The 25,070-nt window shown below is 74.7% G+C and carries 21 protein-coding genes and 2 pseudogenes; 13 read left to right on the top strand and 10 right to left on the bottom strand.

What is annotated here, in order from left to right:
• Positions 1 to 3 precede the first annotated feature (3 nt).
• Both ABEB13_RS37980 and ABEB13_RS37975 read left to right on the top strand, forming a co-directional pair.
• Positions 4 to 633 (top strand): class F sortase, encoded by a 630-nt coding sequence (locus tag ABEB13_RS37980; RefSeq protein WP_345709172.1) that lies wholly within the window; start codon positions 4 to 6, stop codon positions 631 to 633.
• A 52-nt stretch (positions 634 to 685) separates the two neighbouring features.
• On the top strand, positions 686 to 2,032 hold the full coding sequence (locus ABEB13_RS37975) for a tetratricopeptide repeat protein (RefSeq protein ID WP_345709171.1): 1,347 nt from the start codon (positions 686 to 688) through the stop codon (positions 2,030 to 2,032).
• Positions 2,033 to 2,044: 12 nt separating this feature from the next.
• On the opposite strand, the gene ABEB13_RS37970 is transcribed toward ABEB13_RS37975, so the two are convergent.
• Together ABEB13_RS37970 and ABEB13_RS37965 are read right to left on the bottom strand one after the other, a co-directional pair.
• Positions 2,045 to 2,413, bottom strand: a complete 369-nt coding sequence (locus tag ABEB13_RS37970; RefSeq protein WP_345709170.1) for a hypothetical protein — start codon at positions 2,411 to 2,413, stop codon at positions 2,045 to 2,047.
• Positions 2,410 to 4,095, bottom strand: coding sequence for a high frequency lysogenization protein HflD (locus ABEB13_RS37965; RefSeq protein WP_345709169.1), 1,686 nt, complete (start codon positions 4,093 to 4,095; stop codon positions 2,410 to 2,412). Before ABEB13_RS37965 ends, ABEB13_RS37970 begins: the two co-directional genes overlap by 4 nt.
• Before the next feature lie 523 nt (positions 4,096 to 4,618).
• Here ABEB13_RS37965 and ABEB13_RS37960 point away from each other — a divergent pair.
• From ABEB13_RS37960 to ABEB13_RS37950, 3 genes are all read left to right on the top strand, one after another.
• Positions 4,619 to 6,067, top strand: coding sequence for a DUF4331 domain-containing protein (locus ABEB13_RS37960; RefSeq protein WP_345709168.1), 1,449 nt, complete (start codon positions 4,619 to 4,621; stop codon positions 6,065 to 6,067).
• 89 nt (positions 6,068 to 6,156) lie between these two features.
• Positions 6,157 to 7,473 carry a tetratricopeptide repeat protein gene (locus ABEB13_RS37955; protein ID WP_345709167.1) on the top strand — a complete coding sequence of 439 codons (1,317 nt, stop codon included), beginning with the start codon at positions 6,157 to 6,159 and terminating at the stop codon, positions 7,471 to 7,473.
• 119 nt (positions 7,474 to 7,592) lie between these two features.
• Entirely contained in the window at positions 7,593 to 8,618 is a 1,026-nt protein-coding gene (locus ABEB13_RS37950; RefSeq protein WP_345709166.1) for a glutathione S-transferase family protein, read from the top strand.
• Positions 8,619 to 8,688: 70 nt separating this feature from the next.
• On the opposite strand, the gene ABEB13_RS37945 is transcribed toward ABEB13_RS37950, so the two are convergent.
• From ABEB13_RS37945 to ABEB13_RS37930, 4 genes are all read right to left on the bottom strand, one after another.
• Positions 8,689 to 9,909 carry a YncE family protein gene (locus ABEB13_RS37945; RefSeq protein ID WP_345709165.1) on the bottom strand — a complete coding sequence of 407 codons (1,221 nt, stop codon included), beginning with the start codon at positions 9,907 to 9,909 and terminating at the stop codon, positions 8,689 to 8,691.
• Complete coding sequence (locus ABEB13_RS37940) at positions 9,909 to 10,715, bottom strand: polysaccharide deacetylase family protein (RefSeq protein WP_345709164.1); 807 nt, start codon at positions 10,713 to 10,715, stop codon at positions 9,909 to 9,911. Before ABEB13_RS37940 ends, ABEB13_RS37945 begins: the two co-directional genes overlap by 1 nt.
• A gap of 91 nt (positions 10,716 to 10,806) precedes the next feature.
• Positions 10,807 to 12,180 (bottom strand): sensor histidine kinase, encoded by a 1,374-nt coding sequence (locus ABEB13_RS37935; RefSeq protein ID WP_345709969.1) that lies wholly within the window; start codon positions 12,178 to 12,180, stop codon positions 10,807 to 10,809.
• A 118-nt stretch (positions 12,181 to 12,298) separates the two neighbouring features.
• A complete protein-coding gene (locus tag ABEB13_RS37930; protein ID WP_100886725.1) occupies positions 12,299 to 12,976 on the bottom strand; it encodes a response regulator transcription factor in 678 nt (225 codons plus the stop codon).
• A gap of 133 nt (positions 12,977 to 13,109) precedes the next feature.
• Here ABEB13_RS37930 and ABEB13_RS37925 point away from each other — a divergent pair, with 133 nt between their 5' ends.
• From ABEB13_RS37925 to ABEB13_RS37900, 6 genes and pseudogenes are all read left to right on the top strand, one after another.
• Positions 13,110 to 13,688 (top strand): hypothetical protein, encoded by a 579-nt coding sequence (locus ABEB13_RS37925; RefSeq protein ID WP_345709163.1) that lies wholly within the window; start codon positions 13,110 to 13,112, stop codon positions 13,686 to 13,688.
• A gap of 170 nt (positions 13,689 to 13,858) precedes the next feature.
• Positions 13,859 to 15,040, top strand: a complete 1,182-nt coding sequence (locus ABEB13_RS37920; protein WP_345709162.1) for a glycosyltransferase — start codon at positions 13,859 to 13,861, stop codon at positions 15,038 to 15,040.
• A pseudogene (locus ABEB13_RS37915) lies at positions 15,037 to 15,866 on the top strand (polysaccharide deacetylase family protein). Before ABEB13_RS37920 ends, ABEB13_RS37915 begins: the two are co-directional and overlap by 4 nt.
• Positions 15,867 to 15,896: 30 nt before the next feature.
• Positions 15,897 to 16,679, top strand: a complete 783-nt coding sequence (locus ABEB13_RS37910) for a COG4705 family protein (protein WP_345709161.1) — start codon at positions 15,897 to 15,899, stop codon at positions 16,677 to 16,679.
• Between the two features lie 177 nt (positions 16,680 to 16,856).
• Positions 16,857 to 18,050 carry a copper resistance D family protein gene (locus ABEB13_RS37905; protein WP_345709160.1) on the top strand — a complete coding sequence of 398 codons (1,194 nt, stop codon included), beginning with the start codon at positions 16,857 to 16,859 and terminating at the stop codon, positions 18,048 to 18,050.
• Positions 18,051 to 18,186: 136 nt separating this feature from the next.
• Positions 18,187 to 19,437: a D-alanyl-D-alanine carboxypeptidase family protein gene (locus ABEB13_RS37900; RefSeq protein ID WP_345709159.1), complete on the top strand. Its 1,251-nt coding sequence runs from the start codon at positions 18,187 to 18,189 to the stop codon at positions 19,435 to 19,437.
• A 167-nt stretch (positions 19,438 to 19,604) separates the two neighbouring features.
• Here the strand turns inward: ABEB13_RS37900 and ABEB13_RS37895 are convergent, their stop codons facing one another.
• Positions 19,605 to 20,180: a HutD/Ves family protein gene (locus tag ABEB13_RS37895; protein ID WP_345709158.1), complete on the bottom strand. Its 576-nt coding sequence runs from the start codon at positions 20,178 to 20,180 to the stop codon at positions 19,605 to 19,607.
• A gap of 168 nt (positions 20,181 to 20,348) precedes the next feature.
• Positions 20,349 to 20,783, bottom strand: coding sequence for a VOC family protein (locus ABEB13_RS37890; protein WP_345709157.1), 435 nt, complete (start codon positions 20,781 to 20,783; stop codon positions 20,349 to 20,351).
• Between the two features lie 131 nt (positions 20,784 to 20,914).
• Here ABEB13_RS37890 and ABEB13_RS37885 point away from each other — a divergent pair, with 131 nt between their 5' ends.
• Positions 20,915 to 21,499 carry a TetR/AcrR family transcriptional regulator gene (locus ABEB13_RS37885; protein ID WP_345709156.1) on the top strand — a complete coding sequence of 195 codons (585 nt, stop codon included), beginning with the start codon at positions 20,915 to 20,917 and terminating at the stop codon, positions 21,497 to 21,499.
• A 146-nt stretch (positions 21,500 to 21,645) separates the two neighbouring features.
• Entirely contained in the window at positions 21,646 to 22,653 is a 1,008-nt protein-coding gene (locus tag ABEB13_RS37880) for a zinc-dependent alcohol dehydrogenase family protein (RefSeq protein WP_345709155.1), read from the top strand.
• Positions 22,654 to 22,734: 81 nt separating this feature from the next.
• Here the strand turns inward: ABEB13_RS37880 and ABEB13_RS37875 are convergent, their stop codons facing one another.
• On the bottom strand, positions 22,735 to 23,955 hold the full coding sequence (locus ABEB13_RS37875) for an esterase/lipase family protein (protein WP_345709154.1): 1,221 nt from the start codon (positions 23,953 to 23,955) through the stop codon (positions 22,735 to 22,737).
• Positions 23,956 to 24,246: 291 nt separating this feature from the next.
• Positions 24,247 to 24,972, bottom strand: a pseudogene (locus ABEB13_RS37870) (putative Ig domain-containing protein); the annotation flags it as partial.
• Positions 24,973 to 25,070 lie beyond the last annotated feature (98 nt).

Here is a 25,070-nt window from a genome sequence, read left to right as displayed (position 1 = left end):
CGCGTGCGTCGGGCCGGTGCCGCGACCGCGCTGGTGCTCGGTGTCGGCCTGACGGGGGCGGGCGCCGCCTCTCTGGTGGACGCCGGCCGGGCGCCGGGGCCGGCGGCCGTCACCGACATCGGCGAGCTGCCCGGTGCACCGGTCGCGGGCGCCGCGCAGCCGTCCGCGGCACGGCCCGCCGCACCGCCCGTCCGCCTGCGGATAGCCCGGATCGGGGTGGACAGCCCGCTCAGCGACCTCCAGGTCCAGGAGGACGGCCACCTCGCCGCGCCGGAGGATCCGGGCATCGCCGGCTGGTGGAGCCAGGGGCCCGCCCCCGGTGGTCCCGGCGCCGCCGTCATCGTCGGCCACGTCGACTCGCTCACCGGGCCCGCCGTCTTCGCGGGTCTCTCGGCGCTGCGTCCCGGCGACGCCGTCGAGGTGGAGGGCGACGACGGCACCAGGACGGAGTTCACCGTTCAGGCGCTGCGCAGCTACCCCAAGGACGACTTCCCCGACGACCTCGTCTTCGGGGACACGCCGGGCCCGAGCCTTCGGCTGATCACCTGCGGCGGCAGCTACGACCGGGACGCCCGCGAGTACCTGTCGAACCTGGTGGTCTTCGCCGTCCCGGCCGACGCGCCCGCCACCTGACGACGCTCTCCTGCTCCACCCCGCCCACCCCGCCTGCCACCGGGAGTCCGCCGTGACCGCCGCCGAACCCGCACCGCCGCGCCGCCGGCGCACGGTCTCCGCCGCCGTGACCGCCGTGCTGGGGGTCGGGCTGTTCCTGGCGGGCGGGCTCGGCCTCGCCCCGCCCTCCGGGCCGTCCGGCCCCACCGACGGCGCCGCCGACCTCTCCGCCGGCCCCGCCGTCCCCGCGGACATCCGCGGCCTCCAGGAGCGGCTGCGGGCGACCCCGGACGACGCCGAGGCCTTGGGCTCACTCGGCCTGGCCTACGTCCAACAGGCCCGGACGACGGCGGATCCGTCCTTCTACCCGAAGGCGGAGGCCGCCCTCACCCGGTCACTGACCGCACAACCCGCCGACAACGCCACCGCGACGGCGGGCATGGCCGCGCTGGCCGCGGCCCGGCACGACTTCGCCGCCGCGCTGGACTGGGCGCAGAAGGCCGTCGCGCTGGCCCCCGACAACTCGACGGTCTACGGGATCCTCGCCGACGCCTGTACCCAACTCGGCCGGTATCCGGAGTCGTTCGAGGCGGTGCAGCACATGGTCGACCTCCGGCCGGGGACTCCGTCGCTGTCCCGTGCCTCGTACGCGTGGGAGCTGCGCGGGGACACGGCGGCGGCCACCGAGGACATGCAGCGTGCCCTCGACGACGCCAACACCCCGGCCGATCGGTCCTTCGCGCTCTACCACCTCAGCCAGTTGGCCCTCGACAACGGCGACCCGAGGACGGCGCTCACCCACGCCGAGGCGGGCCTGCGCACCGCCCCCGGCACCGCCTCGCTGCTGGAGGCCCGGGCCAGGGCGAAGGCCGCCCTCGGCGACCCGGCGTCCGCCGTCGCCGACCTCCGGCAGGCCGTCGCCCAGCTCCCGCAACCCGAGTACGTGCTCGAACTCGGTGAGCTGCTCGAGTCCTTGGGACGCACGGACGAGGCGGCGCAGCAGTACACCGTGTTCCGCGCCGAGCAGCAGCTGTTCGCCGACAACGGCGTGGCGCCGGACACCGACGCGGCGCTGTTCGAGGCCGATCACGGCGATGCCGGGAAGGCGCTGACCATCGCCGAACAGGGGCTGCGGACCAGGCCGTTCCTGGAGATGAACGATGCGTACGCCTGGGCCCTGCACGTCAACGGCCGCGACCAGGAGGCCCTCCGCCAATCCGACCAGGCGCTGGCGACCGGGATGCGCAACGCGCTCTTCCACTACCACCGCGGCATGATCCTCCAAGCGCTCGGGCGGAGCGCCGACGCGCGCTCCGAGCTGGTGACGGCGCTGGCGATCAACCCGTCGTTCCACCCCCTGTACGCTCCGGCGGCCCGCACCGCGCTCAGCGGACTCGCCGCACTCGCCGCCTCGTCCTGACCCGCTCGGGCGTCACTTCGCGGTGGCCACGTGCCGCGCGTCGCCGCCGAGCTGCGTGTACAGCTCCGTCCAGCGGCGGTCGGCGTCGGTGGGCGGCCTGCCGTCGCAGAACGCCTTGGTGCCGTTGGCGGTGTAGAAGCGCATCATCTGCAGCACCGCGGTGGGATCGGACTTCTCGCCGCCGGTGTAGCTCGTCCCCGGCAGGGCGCTCTGGTGCTGCAGGCAGGTCGGGGACGGCGTGCCGGGCTGGGCGTCGAAGCTGCCGTCCCGCCCGGTGGCGCAGGCCGCCAGCAGCGGAGCGGCGAGCAGGGCGAGGCACAGCAGGTGCGTCGGGCGGGTGGTCACGGTGATCGGCCTCCGGTCGGGGTAAGGGTTCGTCACAGGGTCGACGGCAGACTGCGGAACACCAGTCCCAGCCCCACCGTCACGATCAGCAGCGCGGTCAGCAGACCGCTGTACGGGGTGATCCGGCGCAGCCGGCCGAGGAGCCGGCCGTCGTTCGCGCCGGCCATCCGGTCGCCGACCCGGACGAGGAGCAGCCCGACGGCGGTGAGGGTGGCGGCCATGCCGAGGCCGTACGCGACCACCAGGGCCGCGCCGAAGAGTGTCCGGCCGAGCGCGACGGCGCCCAGCAGGACGACCAGGGCGGACGGGCTCGGCACCAGGCCGCCCGCGATGCCCAGCCCGACGAGGTTGCGCCGGCCCGAATCGGGCTCGTGATGGTGGTGGTGTCCTCCGCCGAACAGACCGTGCCGGTGGCCATGGTGCCCGTGCCCGTGCCCGTGGTCGTGGCCGTGGTCGTGGTCGTGGTCGGGCCCGTGGCCGTGGTCGTGCTGCTCGTCGCCGTGGTGGTGCCCGTGGCCGTGGTGGTGCCCGTGGTCATGGCCCTCCTCGTGGCGACCGGACGAGGCGGGTGCCGCTGCCGCGTGGGCGAGCTCCTTCGCCGGATGCGTGCCCAAGGCCGGGGCAGCGTTGTGGCGTGCGCGACGGCCCGTCCGGGTACGCCGGAGCGCATCCCGCAGCAGGCCGGCGCCGACCAGCGCGACCAGGGCGCCGCTCAGCACGCCCAGCCACCCGAGGAGGACGTCGCCGGCCAGTGAGGAGAAGGCGGTCAGGCCCAGTCCGAGGACAAGGACGCCGGCCGTGTGGGTCACGGTCACGGTGGCGCCGACGGTGACCGCGTCGCGGGTGCGGCCGCGCCGCCCGGCCAGGTAGGCAGCCATCACCGTTTTGCCGTGGCCGGGCAGCAGGGCGTGGCCGGCGCCGAGCACGACGGCGAGCAGCACGGCGAGCAGGCCCAGTGGCAGGGTGAGGCGTTGCGCGGCGCCGAGCCGGGTGAGCCGGGAGTCGAGGCCGGCCAGCCAGGCCGTGGGACCGGAGCCGTCCGCCCGGACGGTGACCCCGGCCGCCGTGGCGGCGCCGCCGCCGGGTCGGGCGTGGACCTCGGCCCGGGTCACTCCCTCCGGGCTGGCCAGCAGGTCGCGCGGGTAGTCGCGCAGCTCGTTCGAGACGGAGCGGGCCGGGACGTCCGTTCGGTCGAGGGTGGTGCCGTCGCCGCGGGCGGTGATCTCGTTCCAGCCGACCCTGCCGGGGTCGGTGCCGCCGGCGATGTGGAGGGTGGTGCCCGCGGCGGGGAGGTGCAGGGCGGCCCGCAGCGTGCATTCGAGTCTGCTGGTCCGCAGGCCTGCGGCGCCGTCCTGGTAGGCGAACCGCGCCGACTCGGTGCTCCAGGCCAGCGTCGTGGCGGGCTGGTCGGTCGTCACCTTCAGGCGCTGGGCGGTCCGGGTGCACTGGGCGCCGGCCCAGGCGGCCAGCTCGGCGTCGTCGACGGTGCCGTCGCCGTTGCGGTCGACGCTCGGCTGCTCCTGGAGGGTGGGGATCTCGGCGGTGTCGGTGACGGCGAGGACCTCGACGCTGTCGCGGTGCACCGTGAAGCCGAGGTAGTGGTTGAGCGAGAAGTTCCCCAGTGGGTGGGCCTGGGCGGCGGGTGCGGCGAGGGCGAGCAGGAAGAGCGCGCCCGACGCCGCCACGGCCGTCCGGACGGGAAAACGCGGAACCGCCACGCGGTGCCTCCGGGAGGGACGGACCGGCTGCCGCAGCGGCGAAGCGCGGGGGGTGGCCGGCCGGGGAGGGAAGGGGAAGGGTGGGGGCGGGCCTCAGCCGGCCCGACGCCCCACCTTGGGGGCTGTGGAGGCGCGCGCCGACGCAACCACTCCGGCCCTGCGTCCGCGTCACCCGGACGGGGCATCAGGATCCGGACAGGCATTCCCATTCGCTCGAACGGCCGTACGCAGGTCGGGTTCGCCGAGGCGCTCCGGAGCGACGCCCGTCCGCACCGCGAACGGTGCGGTGCGGTCCCGTGCTCCCTCCGGCCGCCTTCCTGCCCGCCGTTCGGCGTACGGCTGCCGCCGTGCGGGTGACACCGCTGGACCGTGCGGGTGAGCGGACCCGACCACCGGTCGCGCGTCGGCGAACCCATGTCGGGATCCGAGGCCACAGTGCCGACTGCGGCCGACCTGGGCCGGATCCGCCGCCCGGCGCAGCCGTGTGCGGTCACCTCGTCACGGAAGCGAGCACCCCACCCGAATGAACGTCACGCGCCGACCCGCACGGACCAGTTCCGCCGCCCGTTCCGCGGCCGTCCTCACCACCATGAGCCTGGCGCTCGCGAGCAGCGCGCTGCTCGGCGCCGGCGCCGGCGTCAGCACCGCCTCCAGCCACCGCGAGGCGCCGCTGATCGCCGCCGACCCGCAGGTCGACAACACCGACGTCTACGCCTTCACCAGCCCGGACAAGCAGGACACCGTGACCCTGGTCGCGAACTGGCTGCCGTTCCAGGAGCCCAACGGCGGACCGAACTTCTACCCGTGGGCCGACGGCGCGCACTACGACATCAACATCGACTCCCAGGGCACCGGCCGGCCCGACCTCACCTACCGCTGGACCTTCCACACCGAGGACCAGCGTGGCACCAACACCTTCCTCTACAACAACGGCGTGGTGAACAACCTCACCGACAAGACCCTGCTGTTCCGCCAGTACTACACGCTGCAGGAGATCCGCGAGGGCTGCGACCCGGTCACCCTGGTCGAGCACGGCACCGCCGCGCCGTCCGACACCGGCCGGGCGTCGATGCCGAACTACGCGGGCCTCCGTCAGCAGGCGACCGTGCAACTACCGGGCGGCGGGCAGACGGTGGCCACCCAGGCCGCCGACCCGTTCTTCCTGGACCTGCGGGTCTTCGACCTGCTGTACGGCGGCAACCTCTCCGAGGTCGGCCAGAACACCCTGGCCGGCTACAACGTCAACACCCTCTCCATCCAGGTGCCCAAGAGCCGGCTCGCGCTCAAGGGCGACCCGAAGCGCAACCCGGTGATCGGCGTCTGGTCCAGCACCGAGAAGCGGACCCTGAAGCTCAGCCCCGGCAAGGCGGACCCGGTCGGCAAGTACGTGCAGGTCTCCCGGCTCGGGAACCCGCTCGTCAACGAGGTCGTCGTGCCGGCCGGCCTCAAGGACGCCTTCAACGCGCTGCCCCCGTCCGAGGACCACAACCAGCCCGCCCTGGTGGCCAAGGTGCTCGACCCCGAGGTGCCCAAGCTCGTCCAGGCGATCTACGGCCTCCCGGCGCCCGCCACGCCGCGCACCGACCTCCAGGAGATCTTCCTGACCGGCATCGCCAAGGCGACCGGCGGCCCCTTCCAGGTGGACCTCAACTCGCAGCTGCTCAACAAGGACGTCAACCCCAAGCGGTTCGTCCCCGCCGAGGAGCTGCGGCTGAACATGTCGACCCCGGTCACCGCCGACCCCGACCGGCTCGGCGTCCTCGACGGGGACTTCCAGGGCTTCCCGAACGGCCGCCGGCTCGGCGACGACGTCGTCGACATCGCCCTGCAGGTGATGGAGGGCGCCACCCCCGGCCACTTCATCGCCGCGCTCGCCGCCGGCGACAAGGTGAACACGGCGGACAAGCCGTTCGGGGCCTCGTTCCCGTACGTGGCGACCCCGTACGCCAAGGCCGTCAACCAGCCCAACTGACCCACACCGACCGGTGGGTGGCCCCCAAGGCGCAACGGGGCCACCCACCTCCCTCCCCCAGCGACCCGACCACCGGGAGACCTCGGACGATGCGAAGCCTGCCCCTGCTACTCACCACCGTCCTGCTGTGCGGCCGCCTGGCGGCGTTCGGGGCCCTGGACCGCGGGCAGCCGCCCGGCGTCCCGACCTCGGCGGACGGCGCCCGCCACGCCGGCGGCGCCCCGCCCGCGGACGGCTCGCTGGCCCGCGCCGTCGCCGTGGACCAGCAGCGGCTGCGCGAGGTGCCCGGCGACGCCGCCGGGTGGGCCCGCCTCGGCGGCGAGTACGTGGAGCAGGCCCGGCTGACCGCGGACCCGTCGTACTACCCGAAGGCCGACGAGGCGCTGCACCGCTCCCTCACGCTGACGCCGGAGGACAACGTGGATGCGCTCACCGGCCTGGGAGCGCTCGCCAACGCCCGCCATCTGTTCGCCGAGGCCGGCGAGTTCGCCCGCCAGGCGCTCGCTGCCTCGCCCCTGCACTGGCCGGCCTACGCCGTTCTCGCCGACGCCCGGACCCAGCTCGGCGACGACGCCGGCGCCACCGACGCCGTCCAGCACCTGCTGGACCTGCGGCCCGGCACCGCCTCCTTCACCCGCGCGGCCTACGACCTGGAGCAGCACGGGCGGACCGACGACGCCCGGGCCGCGCTACGGCAGGCCCTCGACGGCGCCTACGACCCCGCCGACCAGGCCTTCTGCCGCTACCAGATCGCCGAACTCGACCGGAACGCGGGCCGCACCGCCGACGCGCTCACCGGCTACCGGAAGGCCCTGGCGACCGACCCCGGGTACACCGCGGCGCTCGCCGGGCAGGCCCGCGCGGAGGCGGCCCTGGGACGCACCGACGACGCCCTGCGGGACTACGCCGACGCCGTCGGCCGGGTGCCGCTGCCGCAGTACCTGCTCGAACTCGGCGAGCTCCAGGAGTCGCTGGGCCACCCCGACCGGGCGCGCGAGCAGTACCGGCTGCTGCGTGCCGAGCAGGACCTGGCCGCCGCGAACGGCGTTGTCGACGACCTGACTGCCGGTCAGTTCCAGGCGGACCACGGCGATCCGGCCGAGGCCGTCCGGCTGCTGCGGGCCGAGTGGGGGCGCCGCCGGAACGTGCTGGTGGCCGACGCGCTGGCCTGGGCACTGCACCGCAGCGGCGCGGACGGCGAGGCGATCGGCTTCGCCGAGCAGGCGGCCGCGCACGGCTGGGACGACAACGCCCTGTTCCTCTACCACCGCGGCGAGATCGAACGCGCGCTAGGCCGCAGCGGCGAGGCCCGGACCCACCTGGCGAAGGCCCTCGCCACCGACCCCGCGTTCAACCCCCTGCAGGCTCGGGCGGCCCGGGCGTCGCTCACCGCCCTCGGCGGCTGAGCGGGGCCCCGGCCGGCAGCGGGCCGGACGGGGGCACCGGGCCCGCGCACCGTGTGGACCGGCCGCAACACGGGTAGGCGCCCGGAGACCGATCCGGCCACGACGAAGGAACCGGCTCCATGACCACGATCACCACCGACGCGGACGGCGCGTTCGTCCGCTCCTCCTCGTTCGTCGACGACCGCATCACCGCCGACGGCTCCGACGGCTGGCCGGTGGAGCCGGGCCGCTACCGGCTGGTGGTGTCGCTCGCCTGCCCGTGGGCGCACCGCGCGCTGATCGTCCGCCGGCTGCTAGGCCTGGAGGAGGCGGTCTCCGTCGCCGTCGCCGACCCGATCCAGGACCACCGCAGCTGGCGGTTCACCCTGGACGAGGACGGCCGCGACCCGGTGCTCGGCATCCGCTACCTCGGCGAGGCGTACGAGCGGGCCCGCCCCGGGTACGACGCCGGGATCAGCGTGCCCGCCGTGGTCGACGTGCCCAGCGGGCGGCTGGTGACCAACGACTACCCGCAGATCACCCTGGACCTCTCCACCGAGTGGCGGGCCCACCAGCGGGCGGGCGCACCCGACCTGTACCCGGAGAAGCTGCGCCCCGCGATCGACGCCGTCGCCGAGGAGATCTTCCGGGACGTCAACAACGCGGTGTACCAGACCGGTTTCGCCCAGTCGCAGCAGGCGTACGAGAGCGCCTACCACCGGCTCTTCGACCGGCTGGACACGCTGTCGGAGCATCTCGCCACCCGCCGCTACCTGGTGGGCGACACGATCACCGAGGCGGACGTCCGGCTGTTCACCACCCTGGTGCGCTTCGACGCCGTGTACCACGGGCACTTCAAGTGCAACCGGGCCAAGCTCACCGAGATGCCGGTGCTGTGGGCGTACGCCCGCGACCTGTACGCGACGCCGGGCTTCGGCGACACCGTCGACTTCGACCACATCAAGCGCCACTACTACCTGGTGCACACCGGGATCAATCCGGCCGGTCTCGTACCCGTCGGCCCCGACCTGGCCGGGTGGTCGGCGCCGCACGGCCGGGATGCCCTCGGCGGCCGCCCGTTCGGCGACGGGACGGCTCCCGCGCCGCGGCCCGATCTGGTGGGCCGCGGCTACCGCGGGTTCGCGAGCCCCCGTCCGCTCGGGTGAGGGCGCACCACCCCCGCCGGGCACCCGGGGCGGATCACCGCCTCCCGGGTGCCCGACCCGGGTCACCGGGTCAGCGGAAGACGCCGGTGTGGCCCAGCGAGTACCGTCCGGGCTGCGGGTAGACGCACAGGCCGTGCGGGCCCTGGCCGACCGGGATCCTGGCCAGGAGGTGGCCGTCGTCGGTCGACAGCGCGTACACCTCGGCGTTGTAGCGGCCGCTGAGCCACAGCACCTTGCCGTCCGCCGACACGCCGCCCATGTCGGGGCTGCCGCCACCCGGGATCCACCACTTGGTCTTCAGGGCGCCGGTGGCGAAGTCGAGGACGGAGATGCTGCCCTCGCCGCGGTTGGAGATGTACAGGCTCTTGGAGTCCCGGCTGACGTACAGTCCGTGGGTGCCCTTGCCGGTGGGCAGCAGGGTCGGGGCGGCGAAGGTGTCGGCGTTCAGCACCCACACGCCGTTGGCCATCATGTCCGCGATGTACCAGGTGCGGCCGTCCGGCGAGACCTTCACGTCCTGCGGCATCGCATCCGCCATCGGCAGCTTCTGCTGGGCGACGACCGTCATCGAGGCGGTGTCGACCTTGAGCAGGTCGCCGGAGAACTCGCAGGAGACCACGAAGTACCGGCCGTCGGAGGAGAAGTCGGCGTGGTTGACGCCGGCACAGTTGACGGGGACGGCCTTGACCTGCTGCATGGTGTGCGCGTCGCGGAACACCAGCTGCCGGTCGTTGGAGGCCATCACGATCGCGTACTTGCCGTCCGGCGTGAAGTACAGGTTGTACGGGTCGTGGACGTCGACGGGCGTGCCCGCCGCGCCGGTCGCCGGGTCGATCGGGGTGAGGGTGTTGCCGAGGTCGTTGTTGACCCAGAGCGTCTTGAGGTCCCACGAGGGCACCACGTGCTGCGGCTGGCGGCCGACGTGCAGGGTCTCGATCACCTTGTACGTCGCCGGGTCGATCACGCTGACCGTGTCGGACTCGGTGTTGGGCACGTAGACGCGCGCCGGGAAGGACTGTACGGCCGGTGCCAGCATGCCCGGCCGGTCGGCCGCGTAGAGGTCGTGGGGATCGAGGACCGGCGGCATGCCGGGCAGGGCGACGCTCGTCGCGGACGGCTGCGGGGAGGCGCTCGCAGAACCGGTGGCTGCGTTGCCGGACACCCCGGCGGACGGCGCCGCGGACAGCCGGGGCGTGGCGGAGCCGCAGCCGGTCGCGACGAGGAGGAGGCCGGCGGCGAGCAGCAGAGCCTTCCGGCCGGGCCGGCGGCGGGGCGGGGTCGTGGTGGCCATCAGCTGAACAACTCCGTTGCGGTGACGGCCTGCAGGCTGCGGGCCTGGAGGCCTTCGAGGATGCCGGGAAGTGCCGCCACCGTGCCCTGGTGACCGAGGTGGAGGCTCACGATCGAGCCGGGGCCGACCCGGCCGAGGACGGTCTGCTGCACCGCGGCCGGGCCGGGGTCGGTGTAGTCGAGCGAGTCCAGGTTGTAGCCCAGGCAGTGCTGGTAGCCCGCGCGACGGGCCTGGTCCGCCACCCGCGCGGTGCAGTCCTGCGCCTGGGAGGGGCGGAACCAGCGGCCCGGCGAGCCGGTGAGCCGCTGCAGGCGCTCGGCGCAGCCCGCGATCTCCGCGTAGGCGGCGTCGGCGGACATCCCCGATATCGCACGGTGGTTGAGCGTGTGGTTGCCCAGTTCGTGGCCGCCGTCGAGGATCAGCCGGGCGACCTGCGGCTGCTCGTCCAGCCAGGTGCCGACGGCGAGCACGGTGATCCGGGCGCCCCCGGCGGCGGCCTCGTCGAGGACGGCGCGGGCGATCGCCGGGTCGCCCTGGCCGTGGAAGGTGAGGGCGACCCGGCCCCGGTCCGCGGGCCCGGCGGCGACCTCGAAGGGCAGGCCGGCGGGCAGTGCCGCCGTCGGGCCCGCCGCGCCGGCGGACCCGGAGCCGGCCGGGTGTCCGGGCACGGGGGTAGGGCGGGTGGGGGTGGCCGTGGGCGGCGTCGCGCGGTCCGCCGGGCCCTTCGCGCCGCAGGCAGCGGCCGCCGCCGCCGCGGCGCCGAGTGCGGCAGCGCGCAGCACGCTGCGTCGATCGACGGCTGTCACGCTTGCGACCCTACGGCGCCGCCGGGCGGCCGCAACGCGAGCGGCGGTTCACTCGTCCGGATGCGGTACTGCACCCGGCGGCACGGCGGGCTCAGTCGGTGGGGGCGGCGGGCTGCACCGGGAGCCGGGCGACCAGCCTGGCCCCCTGCGGGCTGTCCTCGGCCGTGAGGGTGCCGCCGTGGTGGGCGGTCAGGTCGCGGGCGATGGGCAGGCCCAGGCCGGCGCCGCCGTGGTCGCGGCTGCGGGCGTCGTCGAGCCGGGTGAACCGTTCGAAGACCCGTTCGCGGTCGGCGGCCACGATGCCCGGTCCGTCGTCGACGACCTCCAGCACGGCCGTCCGACCGTGCCGGCCGCCGTCCGCGCGCAGCACCACGTCCACTCGCCGGTCGGCGAAGCGCTGGGCGTTGTCGACCAGGTTGGTGACCACCCGGGCGAGCCAGAGGTGGCTGCCCGTCATCGCGATGCCCGGCTCCAGCCGTGTGTGCACCGGCACGCGGTCGCCGCGGCGCGACCGTACGGCGTCGCCGACCAGCTCGGAGAGGTCGAGCGGGACGGCCGCCACCGGCTGGGCCGCGTCGATGCGGGCGAGCAGCAGCAGGTCGGCGGCGAGCTGCTGCAGGCGCTCGACGTCCTCCAGGGCGCCGCCGATCAGCCCGGGCCACAGCTCGCGGTCCTGGACGGCCAGCGCCACCTCCAGCTGGGTGCGGAGCACCGTGATCGGGCTGCGCAGTTCGTGCGAGGCGTCGGCGATGAACCGGCGCTGGCGGACGCCGGAGGACTCCAGCCGGTCCAGGGTGGCGTTCATGGTGGCGGCGAGGCGGGCGATCTCGTCCCGGGTGTCGGGCACCGGGACCCGGCGGTGCAGGTCCCGGTCGGTGATCTCGGCGACCTCGGCGCGGATCGCCTCGACCGGGCGCAGGGCGCGGCCGGTGACCCGCCAGGTGACGAGCGCGACCATGGCGAGCAGCAGCGGGACGCCGAACGCGAGGGCGGTCGCGGTGGTGGTGTCGGCGGCGTCCACGTCGCGCAGCGAGGTGCCCGCGTAGACGGCGACCAGGCCGTCCGGGGTGTCGGTGGTGACCTGCACGACCCGCTGGCGGTGCTCGCCGCTGACGGGTTCGACGAACCAGGTGTGGTAGCTGGTGCCCGGTTCCGGCGGGGCGGGGGCCAACGGGGGCGCGCCGACGAGGTTGGCGCTGGACGACAGGACCCTGCCGTGGGCGTCCACGACCTGGATGAAGTCGGCGCCGTGGGTGGGCGGCCGGACGTGGTCGAGTTCGCCCGCGGCGGCGAGCTGGGCGACGGTGGCGGCCTGCCGCTCGGCGTCGCTCTCGGCGTTCTGCAACAGGTTGGCGTCGAGCAGCCCGAGCAGCGCGAAGGAGGCCAGCGCGAGCGCCACGGCCACCACCAGGGAGGCGCCGGCGGTGGCCCTGGCCCGGACGGTGGTGGGCCACAGCCGCCGCAGCACCGGCCACCTGTCCAGGAGCGGCGTCAGCAGTCTGCGGTGCAGGGCCGCCGGCAGCGGCAGGGCGCGCAGCCGCCGGACGAGGTCGGCCGCCCCCGCGGGCCGGGCCCCCGCGCGCTCAGCCACCGTCGGCCGCCAGTCGGTAGCCCGCGCCGCGGACGGTCTCCAGCGCGCTGCGGCCGAACGGCGCGTCGATCTTGCGCCGGACGGCGCTCACGTGCACCTCGACCACGTTGGGGTCGCCGTCGAAGGCGCTGTCCCAGACCTGTTCGAGGATCTCGCGTTTGGCGACCACCTCGCCGGGGCGCCGGGCCAGGTACTCCAGGACGGCGAACTCGCGGGCGGTCAGCCGGATCTCGGTGCCGCCGCGGGAGCAGGAGTGCGCGGCCGGGTCGACCCGCAGGTCGCCGAGCTCGACCACCTGCGGCCGGCGCCGGCCGGTGCGGCGTGCCAGGGCGCGCAGCCGGGCGACCAGGACGACGTACGAGAACGGCTTGGAGAGGAAGTCGTCGGCGCCGGTGTCGAGGGCCTCGGCCTCGTCGTACTCGCCGTCCTTGGCGGTGAGCATGAGGATGCCCGCCTCGTTGCCGGCGGCGCGCAGCCGGGCGCAGACCCGGTAGCCGTTCAGGCCGGGCAGCATGATGTCGAGCACGATGACGTCGTAGTCCTGCTCGGTGGCCTGCCACAGGCCCTGCGGCCCGTCGTGGGCAACGTCGACCGCGAATCCCTCCGCCTGAAGTCCCCGCTGCAGGGCCGCGGCCAGCCGCCGCTCGTCCTCCACCACCAGTACACGCATGCCGTCAAGGGTCGCAGGCCCGGGCCGGAGGTGGCTGAAGGGGTCTTCAGGTGGCTTCAGCAGGGCTTCAGCCTCACCTCAGCAGGCTCTGTTCCAGCCGGGTGCGGTGCCCGGTCGTCGCGAGGAGCCCAGCATGTCCGAGCAGTCCCCCCAGCAGGAGCAGTCCGCCGGCGTGCCGCAGGGCGCGGCCCGCAAGCGCACCGGCCCGGCCCGTCTGGTGCCGCGGCGCAAGGGTGCCCGCTGGGCCGCGCTCGGCGCGGCCGTGGTGATCGTGGGCGGCGGGGCCGCCGCGGTGGCCGTGGCCGAGCACCACCACGAGCAGGAGACCGCGTTCGGTCCCGAGCGGGCCGGCGCCGATCACGAGGGCGTCCGGATGGACGGCCGCGGCCGCGAGGACGACCCGGCGGCCGCCGCGAAGCGCGCGGCACTGGGCCCGGCGGGCGTCCCGGGCACCGCCGTCGCCCCGGCGCCGCTGCCGTCGCTCGGCGCCGACCAGGCCGTCGTCAAGGCGGCCGCGGCGGTGGCCGGCGGCCGGGTGGAGAGCCTGCGGGTGGTCGGCCAGCAGGGCGGCGGCAGTGCGTGGCTCGCGGTGGTGATCGGACCGGACGGGGTGCGCCACGACGTGACCCTGTCGGGTGCGGACGGCACCGTCACCGGCAACACCGTGGCCGCCGGCACGGGCGCCGCGACCGGCGGCGGCCTCCCCGGCTGACGACCGCGCCGGACCTCGAACCGGGCCGGCCCCGACAGGGATCTCGGGGCCGGCCCTCTCCTCTGCCCTCCCCCGGGACGGCGGACGCGGGCCCTGCACCACGGCGGCCCGCGACCCGCCGCGCCCGTGCCGAAAGGAATCCGATGTCCTCCCGCAGGACGCGCATAGCGGTGCTGTCGGCCAGTGTCGGCGCCGGCCACGACGGCGCCGCCCGCGAGCTGGCGCGCCGCCTCGAAGAGGCCGGGTACGGCGTGGACCGCCACGACTTCCTGGACCTGCTCCCGCCCGGCTGGGGCCGCCTGCTGCGCGGCGGCTACGCCCTGGAGCTGCGGGTGGCGCCGTGGGCGTGGGGCACCATGCTGCACGGGCTGGAGCGGCACCGGCTGCTCGGTTCGCTGGCCGGCCGGCTCTCCGGCCGGGCCGCCGCCCGCCGCACCCGGGCGGTGATCGGACCGGACACCGCCGCGGTGGTGTCGACCTACCCGCTGGCCAGCCACGTCCTGGGCCGGCTGCGCCGTGAGGGCGGGCTGGCCGTCCCGGCGGTCACCTTCCTCACGGACATGTCCGTGCACCCGCTCTGGGTCGCCGACGGCATCGACCTGCACCTCGCGCTGCACCCGGTGGCCGCCGCCCAGGCCGTCCGGCACGGCGCGGCGGACGTCCGGGCGTGCGGGCCGCTGGTCGGGCCGGGGTTCCGCCCGTCGTCCTCGGCGGCCGAGCGGCGCCAGGAGCGGATCCGGCTCGGGCTGCCCACCGATCGGCCGCTGGCCCTGATCACGGCCGGTTCCTGGGGCGTCGGCGAGGTGGAGCAGACCGCCCGGGAGATCGCCGCGTCGGGCCTCGCGGTGCCCGTCACCGTCTGCGGGCACAACACGGGCCTGCGGCAGCGGCTGCTCGACTCGGCCACCGGCATCCCGCTCGGCTGGGTCGACGACATGCCCGCGCTGCTGCGCACGGCGGACGTCGTCGTGCAGAACGCCGGGGGTCTGACCTCGCTGGAGGCGATGGCCAGCGGCGTCCCCGTGGTGAGCTACCGCTGTCTGCCGGGGCACGGTGTGACCAACGCCGCCGCGCTCGACGAGGCCGGGCTCGCGGTCTGGATCCGCGACCACGCCGCCCTGGCCCCGGCGCTCCGCGCCGCCCTGGCGTCCGGGTCGACGGCGGGTGCGCCCGCGCCGGTGTTCGACCGGGCTCCCGCACCCTGCCCGCCCGACCGGGTGGTCGCGGAGCTGGCCGGCCCGCTCCCCGCCGCAACCACCGAGGCCGTCCCCGCCGTCCCCCGTATCGGGCCTCCCCGGCAGCCGGGGCTGCCGAGCCGGCCGGAGCCCGCCGTCCTGGAAGTGGTGTCATGAGTCTCCCGACGACCGCACGTACGATGGCCGCCACCGCGGCGGCCGTTGCCGGCGGCCTCGCCGTCGCCAACAGCCTGCCCGCGCTGACCTCGCTCGGCCCGCTGCGGCCGCTGCTCGCGCCCGGCCTGTCCGGCCCGGGAGCGCCCGGCCACGTGGCGCTGACCTTCGACGACGGGCCGGATCCGCGCTCGACTCCGCTGTTCCTGGCGGCTCTGGAGCGGGCGGGCGTCCGGGCGACGTTCTTCGTGCTGGGCCGGATGCTGGTCCGGGCGCCGGAGCTCGGCCGTGAGATGGCCGCCGCCGGGCACGAGATCGCGGTGCACGGCTACCAGCACCGGCCCACGGTGCTCCGGTCGCCCTGGCCCTGCGGGACGACATCGCCCGCACCCGGGACCTGGTCGCGGACGTCACCGGCGTGCCCCCGCGCTGGTACCGGCCGCCGTACGGGGTGCTCAGCCTCGCCGCGCTGGCGGCTGCCCGGCGGCTCGACCTGACCCCGGTGCTGTGGACGCACTGGGGCCGGGACTGGACGGCGGCGGCGACGCCGGACTCCGTCCTGCGCACGCTCACCCGCGCGCCGCTCGGCGGCGGCACGGTGCTGCTGCACGACTCGGACGTCACCTCGGCGCCGGGCGCCTGGCGCTCCGCGCTGGGCGCGCTGCCGGGGCTGCTGGAGCAGTGCCGGAAGCAGGGGCTGACGGTCGGCCCGCTCGGCGAGCACCTGGCGGTGACCGGGCCGTCCGGAGGCGCTGTGGGACGGTCCCGGCGGCGGTCGCCGCGGCTCGCCGGGGTGGCCGGCACCAGCTCCCCGTCTACAAACTTGTAGACGCTCGCGGCCTGTGCCAAGCTGCCACCCATGACGACAGCTCAACTCCGGCACGGGGGCCCGGTCGCCCCCGTCGGACCGGCGATGACCAAGGTTCCGCAGGTCACAGCAGTGTTCTGGATCATCAAGGTGCTGACCACCGGGATGGGAGAGACCGCCTCGGACTTCCTCGCCCACGTGATGGACCCGATGATCGCGGTGGCCCTCGGCGCGGTGGGCCTGGCGGTCGCCCTGGCGGCGCAGTTCGCCGTCCGGCGCTACGTGGCCTGGATCTACTGGACGGCCGTCGTCATGGTGAGCGTGTTCGGCACGATGGCCGCGGACGTCCTGCACGTCGGCCTCGGCGTCCCGTACACCGTGGCCACCCCGTTCTTCCTGCTGGCCCTCGCCGCCGTCTTCGGTGCCTGGTACGCGACCGAGCGCACGCTGTCCGTGCACTCCATCAACACCCGGCGCCGCGAGCTGTTCTACTGGGCGACCGTGCTGGCGACCTTCGCCCTCGGCACCGCCGCCGGCGACCTGACCGCCACCACCTTCAAGCTGGGCTACCTCGCCTCGGGCATCGCGTTCGCGGTCGCCATCGCCGTCCCGGCACTCGCCCACGCGAAGCTCGGCCTGGGGGCGGTCACCGCGTTCTGGTCGGCGTACGTGCTCACCCGCCCGCTCGGCGCCTCCTTCGCCGACTGGATGGCCGTGTCGCACGCCCGCGGCGGCCTGAACCTCGGCCTCGGCCCGGTCACCCTCGGCTGGACGGTGGTCATCCTCGCCCTGGTCGGCTGGCTCGCCACCACCGGCCGGGACGTCGAAGCCTGACGCCCCGACCGTAGGACGGCGCCCCGCCACCTCGCCATCGCCCTCCCCCAACCCCTGCGCGGCCGCCGGTACCCCCGTATCCGGCGGCCGCGTCGTCATACCCGGAGCCGTACACAGCCGCCGGGAGCTGCCGGGGGCCTGGACAGACCCTGGGTGACTTAGGTTAGCCTTACCTTCATGAGCTTGGCGCACCTTGCTGCGGCCTCGGCCTACACCACCCCTCCCCTCTGGCGGATCCTCACCAAGACCGGCTACTTCGTCGGCCTGTCCGGCGCGATCGGCGCCACCGTCACGTACGCGGCCGCCGTCCGCCCCTCGCTCCGCGCAACGGAGAGCGCGGCCGCCGACGCCGACGTCCTGCGCGGGCGCTCGGCCCGCCACCTCGCATGGGCCGGCGTGGTGCTGCTGATCTCCGGGTACTTCCAGCTGGCCGGGCGGGTGGCTCGGGCCGGCAAGGGCATGCCGTTCGGCGACGCCCTCGCGCCGAGCCGGATCGCCGACTTCCTCAACGCCCCCGCCGCGAAGGGCGCCTGGGTCGCCCAGGGCACCCTCTACCTGCTGCAGAACCTCGTCCTGCTCGCGACCGCCGCGGTCCTGATCCCGCTCTTCGCCCCGGCCGCCCGCCGCCGCCTGGACGCCCTCGCCCTGACCGGCCTGCCCCTGTCGCTCGCGGTGACCCTCATCGCGGCGATACCGGCAACCGCCCCCGACGGGGCCGACCGCATCCTGGACCTCGTCCTCGACCAGGTGCACATCGTCAGCGGCACCGTCTGGATCGGCGGCCTCGCCCTGCTCGCCGTCCTCGCCGGTGCCCGTGGGCGGCTGGGCGCGGACGCCGGCACGCTCTGGGCCGACCTCTGGCGCCGCTTCAGCCTCGTCGCCCTGATCTGCGTCGGCGCCGTCCTCACCTCCGGACTCTGGATGAGCTGGCGGCACGTGGGCGCGATCAGCCAGCTCTGGAGCACGAGTTACGGCTTCTTCCTGCTGATCAAGATCCTCCTCGTGCTCGGCATGGTGGCCGCCGGAGGCGTCAACCAGTTCTGGCTGATGCCCCGCATCGCCCAGGCCCGCCGCACCGACCCCACCTCCTCCCTCGTCCACCTGACCCTGCATCACTTCCCCAGGGTGGTCTGGGCCGAAGTCGCCCTCGGTGCAGCCGTCCTGGCGGTCGTCCCGTTCCTCGCCGGCTCGGCCCGCTCCGAGGCCGGCAGCCCGCCCGCCGTCAGCAGCGGCAGCATCTTCGCGGCCGGCGCCGCCCTCGTGCTCGCCCTCGCCGCCTCGCTGTACGGCACCGCCCGCGCCGCCGAGGCCCTCGCCCGACGGCAGGACCCGACCGCAGCCACGACGGCCGCGGCCACCGCCGCAGCCTGACCCGGCACCATCCGCCCCCGGCACCGTTCGCCCTCGCACCGCCCTTGCACCGCCCTTGCACCGCCCCCGCACCGGGCCCGATCCCGGACGGACCAGTGCGACGGCGGTGCGGCCGCGCCGCCGGTACGGTCACAGTGTGCGTTTGTCATGCCACGTCATATGCCTCCTTTCGGCGGTCACGCTCGGCCTCGGGCCGACCGGACCGGCCCTCGCCACGAGCCGCAACCAGGCCCCGGCTCCGCCGGGCGGCGAGCGGCTCTCCCGCGCCGGGGCCCAGGCGGCCCTGCCGCCCGGCGCCCCGCAGCTTCCGGCCGAACTCACCGCCCGCTCCTGGCTGGTGGCCGACGCCGACACCGGCGAGGTGCTGGCCGCCCAGAATGCCCACCTGCCGCTGCCGCCCGCCAGCACCCTGAAGATGCTCTTCGCTGACACCGTGCTGCCGAGGTTCGACCGGTCACTGGTGCACCAGGTCACCCCGGCCGACCTCGACGGACTCGGCGAGGGCAGCAGCCTGGTCGGGGTCAAGGAAGGCCTCGGCTACCAGGTGCAGGACCTGTGGCGGGGCGTCTTCCTCAGCTCCGGCAACGACGCGGTGCACGTCCTCGCCCGGATGAACGGCGGCATCGCCGCCACCGTCGCCCAGATGCAGGCCCGCGCCGACGCCCTGCAGGCCCGCGACACCCACGTGGTCACCCCGGACGGCTACGACGAGGACGGCCAGGTCTCGTCCGCGTACGACCTGACCCTCTTCGCGCGCGCCGGGCTGCGCAACGCCGACTTCCGCTCATACTGCGCCACCAAGACCGCGGACTTCCCCGGTGACGTCGACCTGACGACCGGCCGGCGGGTCAGCTACGCCATCGCCAACACCGACCGCCTGCTGGGCAGTTACCCCGGTCTGATCGGGGTGAAGAACGGCTACACCACCAACGCCGGAGCGACCTTCACCGGCGCGGCGGTGCGCAACGGCCGGACACTGCTGGTCACGGTGATGCACCCGGAGTCGTCCGCGGAGGTCTACGACGAGGCCGCGGAACTGCTCGACTGGGGATTCGCGGCAGCCGGAAAGGCCCAACCGGTCGGCACGCTGGCACCGGACACGGCGTCGGCACCGACGGCCGTAGCCGTCGCCGCGGCAGCGGGGCAGGCCGCACCGCAACGCAGCTCGGTGGCCGGAGGCCGGCCGTCCGCCTGGACGATGGCCGAGGCCTGGGCGGCGGCGGTGCTCGCCGCAGTCGCAGCGGTCACGGCGCGCGTCCTGCTGCCCGGCCGGCGGCGCGGCGCCCGAGGTCCCGCCCTCGGCGGGCCGCCGCTGCCGGCCGCGGCAGGCACGGCAGGGGTGTGCCGGAACGCGCGACGGCCGGGGCGAGCCCGCTGCGCTCTCTGAGGACCGTCGGCCCGGCGCACCGGCAGCTGGGCCGGGCCGTCCGCCGGACGCTCCGGACGACGCTCGGCAGAACGCGGCCGCGCCGCTGACCCGAACGACCCGGGTCGGAGGCGGCGACGGGGGCCGCGGGACGGAACCGACTGGACCCCCGCCGGTCCGTCCGTCCGTCAGTCCGTTCGACCGACTGTCCGGCGGATCGTCACCAGCGCGGCGACGCCGTCGATCTCCAGGCGGTCGGTGCCCGCGGTGAGCAGCACCGCGTCGTAGCGGTCGAGGCGGACGCCGGCGGAGCCGAGCGCGGCCGAGCCGGCCAGGCAGACGGCCAGCAGCACGGCGTCATCCGGCACCTCGACCGCGCGCCCGTCGTCGGCGATCTCCACCTCGGCGGCGGTGCGGCCGCGCCGGGTCATCACGTTGAAGTCGACCACCGGACCGGCGGCGAGCCGGCAGTCGGTGGTCGAGTCCCCCGGGAAGGCGAACGGCCGGAAGGGCACCGTCACGGCCTGCTCGGCGCCGTCCACGGTCAGCACCATGCCCTCCCCTTCGACCAGGGTGATCACCCGGTCGACACCGGGGAAGAGGGAGAAGGGCCCGCCCCGGTCGACGTCCGCCAGGCTGACCCGCCAGTCGAAGTCGGCCATCCCGGAGCCCGCCGGGCCGCCCGCGACCTCGCGCGTCACGCCGCCGCCGTTCAGCCACGGCACGGCCGGCCGCTCGCTCGCCCGCAGTACCTTGGCCGTCATTGCCTGCTCCTCGTTCCGGTGGTCCGGGAGTCCCGGCGGGTCCCGCCGGCCTCCTGCGGCCGATCCTGCCACACGGCGTCCGGACCGCACCGACCCGCCGGACTGCAGGGACCCGCCGGACCGCTGCCCCGGACCGGCGGACGACGGGCGAAGGGAGCCGGGTGGCCCTCAGCCGGCCGCTGCGGCCACGCAGAACTCGTTGCCCTCCGGGTCGGCCATCACCACGTGGTGGCCGGTGAACTCGGCCAGGCACGTGCCGCCCGCCTCGACCAGCCGTGCCGCCTCGGCCGCGATCCGGGCCCACCGCTCCTCGGGGCTGCCGCGCCCCGGGACCCGGATGTCGAGGTGCAGCCGGTTCTTCGCCGTCTTGGGCTCGGGGACCTTGAGGATGGAGAGCCGCGGGCCGACACCGGCGGGGTCGCAGAGCCACGCCCCGTCCTCCGCGGAGTCGTCCGCGCCCGGGTCGACGTGGGCAAGCCACTCCTCCCTGCTGCGGAACGGCGCGGGCGGCGGCTCGTCCACGTACCCAAGCGCCGTCCTCCAGAAGGCGGCGAGGAGCGGGACGTTCGCGCCGTCGAGGGTGAGATCGATTCTGGCTGCCATGTCCGGACGGTAGCGGGCGGAGGCGGTGACCACCAGCAGCCGGGCTCCGCTTTGAATCGGACAGACCTGTCTGTATGATCTGGCAGTGCGACCCGGCACCGGGCCCCGCGCACCGGAGACGGAGGGTGATCATGGCAGTCGGCACCGGACGCGTCCCGGCGCGCGAGCGGATCCTGACCACGGCCGGCGAACTGTTCGCCGTCCACGGGTTGCGCGGCGTCGGCGTCGACCGGATCATCGCGGAGTCGGGCGTGGCGAAGTCGACGCTGTACGTTCACTTCCCCGCCAAGGACGAGCTGGCGGCCGCCTACCTCCGCCGCACCGACGACTCCTGGCGGGGCAGGCTGCGGACGGCCGCGCTGGCCGCCGGTAGTGATCCCCGGGATCAGCTGGTGGGCCTGTTCGACGCCGTCGAGGACGCCTTCGGGAGGCACGGCTTCCACGGCTGCCCGTTCATCAACGCGGCGGCCGAGTGCGAGCCGGGCAGCCTGCCGCACGCGGTCACGGTCGACCACAAACGGGCGGTGCGCGCCTGGGTTCGGGAGCTGGCCGAGGCGGCCGGCGCGGACGATCCGGACGGCCTGGCCCGCCAGCTCACCCTGCTCGTCGACGGCACGCTCGCGGCGGGCCGGCTCGAACAGGACCCGACGCTGCCCGCGGCGGCCAGGAACGCCGCGCGGGCGCTGGTCGACCGCGCCTGCCCGCCCACCGGCTGACCGACGGGCCCCTCCGCCAACCCCACGGGGATCGGAAAGGAGGGGTTTTCGCAGGGCTTCAAAAAACAGACCGGTCTGTTCGATTCGATGAGCCCGGACAGACGAAGACAGCGGCCCCGACTCTCACCCTGACCCTTAGCCTGACCTTGAACCCGACCCGGGAGAAGCAGATGCGCGCGTTGGTACTGGAGGACTTCGGCGGAGCCCTGCGGCTCGGCGAGATCGACACACCTGTGGCCGGGCCGGGACAGGTCCTGGTGAAGGTCGCGGCGAGCGGCGTCAATCCGCTGGACACCAAGATCCGAGCAGGGAAGGCCGCGCATGCCCGGAGCCGGCTGCCCGCCGTCCTCGGCCTCGACCTCGCCGGCTCGGTCGAACAGGTCGGCCCCGGCGTCGACGGCTTCGCGCCCGGCGACGAGGTGTACGGCCTGACCGGTGGCGTCGGCGACCTGCAGGGCTCGCTCGCCGAGTACGCCGCCGTGGACGCCCGGCTGCTCGCCCGCAAGCCCGCCTCGCTGAGCATGCGCGAGGCGGCGGCCCTTCCGCTCGTCACCATCACGGCCTGGGAGGGCCTGGTCGACCGCGCCGGCGTCCGGGCCGGACACCGGGTCCTGGTGCACGGCGGCGCCGGCGGCATCGGACATGTGGCCGTCCAGATCGCCCGGGCCCGCGGCGCGGAGGTGTGGGCGACGGGCTCGCCCGGGCGCCTGCGGACCATCGCCGACCTCGGCGCGGTCCCGATCGACTACACGGCCTCCACGGTCGAGGAGTACGTCGCCGCGCACACCGGCGGCGAGGGCTTCGACATCGTCTTCGACACCGTCGGAGGCCGGACACTCGACGACTCCTTCGCCGCGGCCCGCACCTACACCGGGCACGTGCTGAGCGCCCTCGGCTGGGGCTCCCACAGCCTCGCTCCCCTGTCCTTCCGGGGTGCCACCTACTCCGGCGTCTTCACCCTGCTGCCGATGCTCACCGGTCACGGCCGCGCCCACCACGGCGAGATCATGGCCGAGGCCGCCGCGCTCGCCGACGCCGGACAGCTCCGGCCGATCCTCGATCCGCGGCACTTCGGGCTCACCACCGTGGCCGAGGCGCACCGCCTGGTGGAAACCGGCGGCGCCGTCGGCAAGGTCGTGGTGGAGATCGACTGACCTCCCGTCGGCATCCGCTGCCCGCCCCGGACGTCGGCCGACGTCCGGGGCGGCCGAGGCTTCGGCACGCGCCGAGCGGTCCTACGGCAGGCGGTCCAGGATCCAGGAGCAGAGCTCCTCCGTCACGGCGGTGTGCGCGGTGGTGGTCGGCGAGCAGAAGAAGTCGTCGAGCTCACTCTCCTCGGCCGGCAGCGTGTCCACCTTCGCGTACAGGTCGGACGGCCGGTCGATGTCGCGGATGGCGACCGCGCTGACGGTGGGGACGAAGCAGATCGTCGGGTGGACGAGGTCCACCTGGCCGCCCTTGGCCACCAGGGCGTCCGCGACGATGCGGTAGGAGTCCAGCGTGCCACCGGGCGCCCCGTCGAGCTCCGGCAGATCGGGCGTGGTGACGGTCTTCTGCTTGAACGGGATCAGGCGCTTGAGTTCGGCGACCGTGGCGTCGGCGCCCTCGGCCTGGGTGTACCAGACGGACCCGGGGAAGCCGATCAGGCCGGTGCTCCGAAGGGCGACCTCGCCGGCCGGCACATCGACGCCGGTGCCGTCGCCGGTGCCGTTGGCCACACCGATCTTCCGCGGGATCGCCGGCCAATCGCCCATGCGCTCCAGCTCCTTCAGGAAGTCGGTGCGCATCGCGTCCTGACGGACCTCGCCGGTCTCGCTGTTGTAGTGCCGCCAGAGCATCTGCCGGGCGGCCGGGCTGTTCATCTGGGTGGCGAAGTCGTTCTCGGTCGGGATGAAGTGGGCGAAGGCCTGGAGTCCGATCGGGATCACCCCGCCGCGGTGCGGGGTGTCGTAGGAGAAGTACAGCGCGGTCTGGTGGTCCATCCGCTGGAGTTCCATCTTCGCCAGCGCGTACCGGGTGATCAGCCCGCCCATGCTGAATCCGCCGACCACCAGCCGGTCGTCCCCGCGGCGTTCGGCGATGGCCTGGTGGATGGCCGCCATCGCGGCCTGCGCGTTGTCCTGGATCCGCGCGGTGCGCTCGTCGAAGCCGAGCAGCACGACGGTGCGGCCGCGGCGGCGCAGTTCGGTGAGGAACTTGTACTCCCCGCCGTCCAGGCCCTGGGCGAGCCACTGGAGGTCGCTGCGGCCCAGGTTGAAGCCGTCGGCAATGATCACGGGCCGCTCGACCCCGGTGCTGCCCTCGCCGTAGTAGACCCAGGCGAAGCCGTTCGGCAGCTCCCACTCGGTGTCCCGCTGGTGGACCGGGACGGGAACGGTCGGCTCGGAGCTCAGCGGATCCGCAGCGATCCCCTTGCCGTCGATCCACTCCGCCTGCGCGTCCTGCTGTCCGGACATGACCCTCCTCAGGGTTGCGCGCACGGCACAACAGCCCGGCGTGGGGCCGGGCTTGACGCCGTGCGGGATGTCGTTGCGCTTGCGGGCTCATCATGGTCGGGTCAAAGCACGGCAGGCGACGACGCGCGGACGGGATCCACTCCTTCGAAGGAGATCGTAGACGAAGTGTTTGAGGCCGGGCACCGCAGCCACAGCGGAGCCGAGACCTCGCACCGGTCGGCCCGGACACGCCGGAGGGGCCCGGCGGATGCCGGGCCCCTCCTCCATGCCGGTGGCGCCGGGTGTGTGGTGTCAGCTGGTCTGGATGGCGGTGTCGTCGATCACGAAGCTCGTCTGGAGCGAGGAGTCCTCGACGCCGTTGAACTTCAGGGTGACCGACTGGCCCGCGTAGGCGGACAGGTCGACCGTCTTCTGCGCGTAGCCGGTCGCGGCGTTGACGTTCGAGTACGAGGCCACCGAGGTGCCGTTGACGGTCACGGTGAGCTTGTCGTACGCGGTCGAGCCGGTCTCCGCGGTGTCGATGTGCAGCCAGTAGCTCAGGGTCGCCTTGCAGCCGGCCGGGATGGTCACCGTCTGCGAGGCGCTGTCGGTGTGCGTGGAGCCGTAGCCGTTCAGCCAGGCCTTCCAGGAGCCCGCGTGCGCGGCCTCGGAGGAGCTGTTGTCCACCACGCCGCTGGTGGTCGTCCACGGCGCGGCGGTGCCGGTCTCGAAGCCCGCGTTGCCGAGCAGCTGCGCCGGGGTGCAGGTGCCGCCGCCGCCGGAGCTGACCGTCCAGGTGAAGCCGGTCGCCCCGGTCTTGCCGGCGGCGTCCTTGGCGGTGACGGTCACGTTGTACGTGCCGGCCGTGGTCGCGGTGCCGGTGATCTTGCCGCTGGAGCTGATCGACAGGCCGGTCGGCAGGCCGGTGGCCGTGAACGTCAGCGGCGCGGTGCCGCCGGTCGCCGCGATCTGCAGGTTCGCCGCCCCGTTCAGCGCGGTCGTCTGGTTGCCCGGGCTGGTCACGGACACGGCACTGCCGGCGGGCTTGGTGAGCAGGCAACCGGCGACGGTCAGGTCGATCGCGCGCCCGGCCCCGAGGCAGGTGGTGAACCAGTAGGTCTCCTCACCGTAGCTCT

It is taken from the genome of Kitasatospora paranensis (assembly GCF_039544005.1).
GTDB lineage: Bacteria > Actinomycetota > Actinomycetes > Streptomycetales > Streptomycetaceae > Kitasatospora > Kitasatospora paranensis.
Note: the sequence above shows the minus strand (reverse complement) of the source record. Positions and strands in the feature narration are given on the sequence as shown.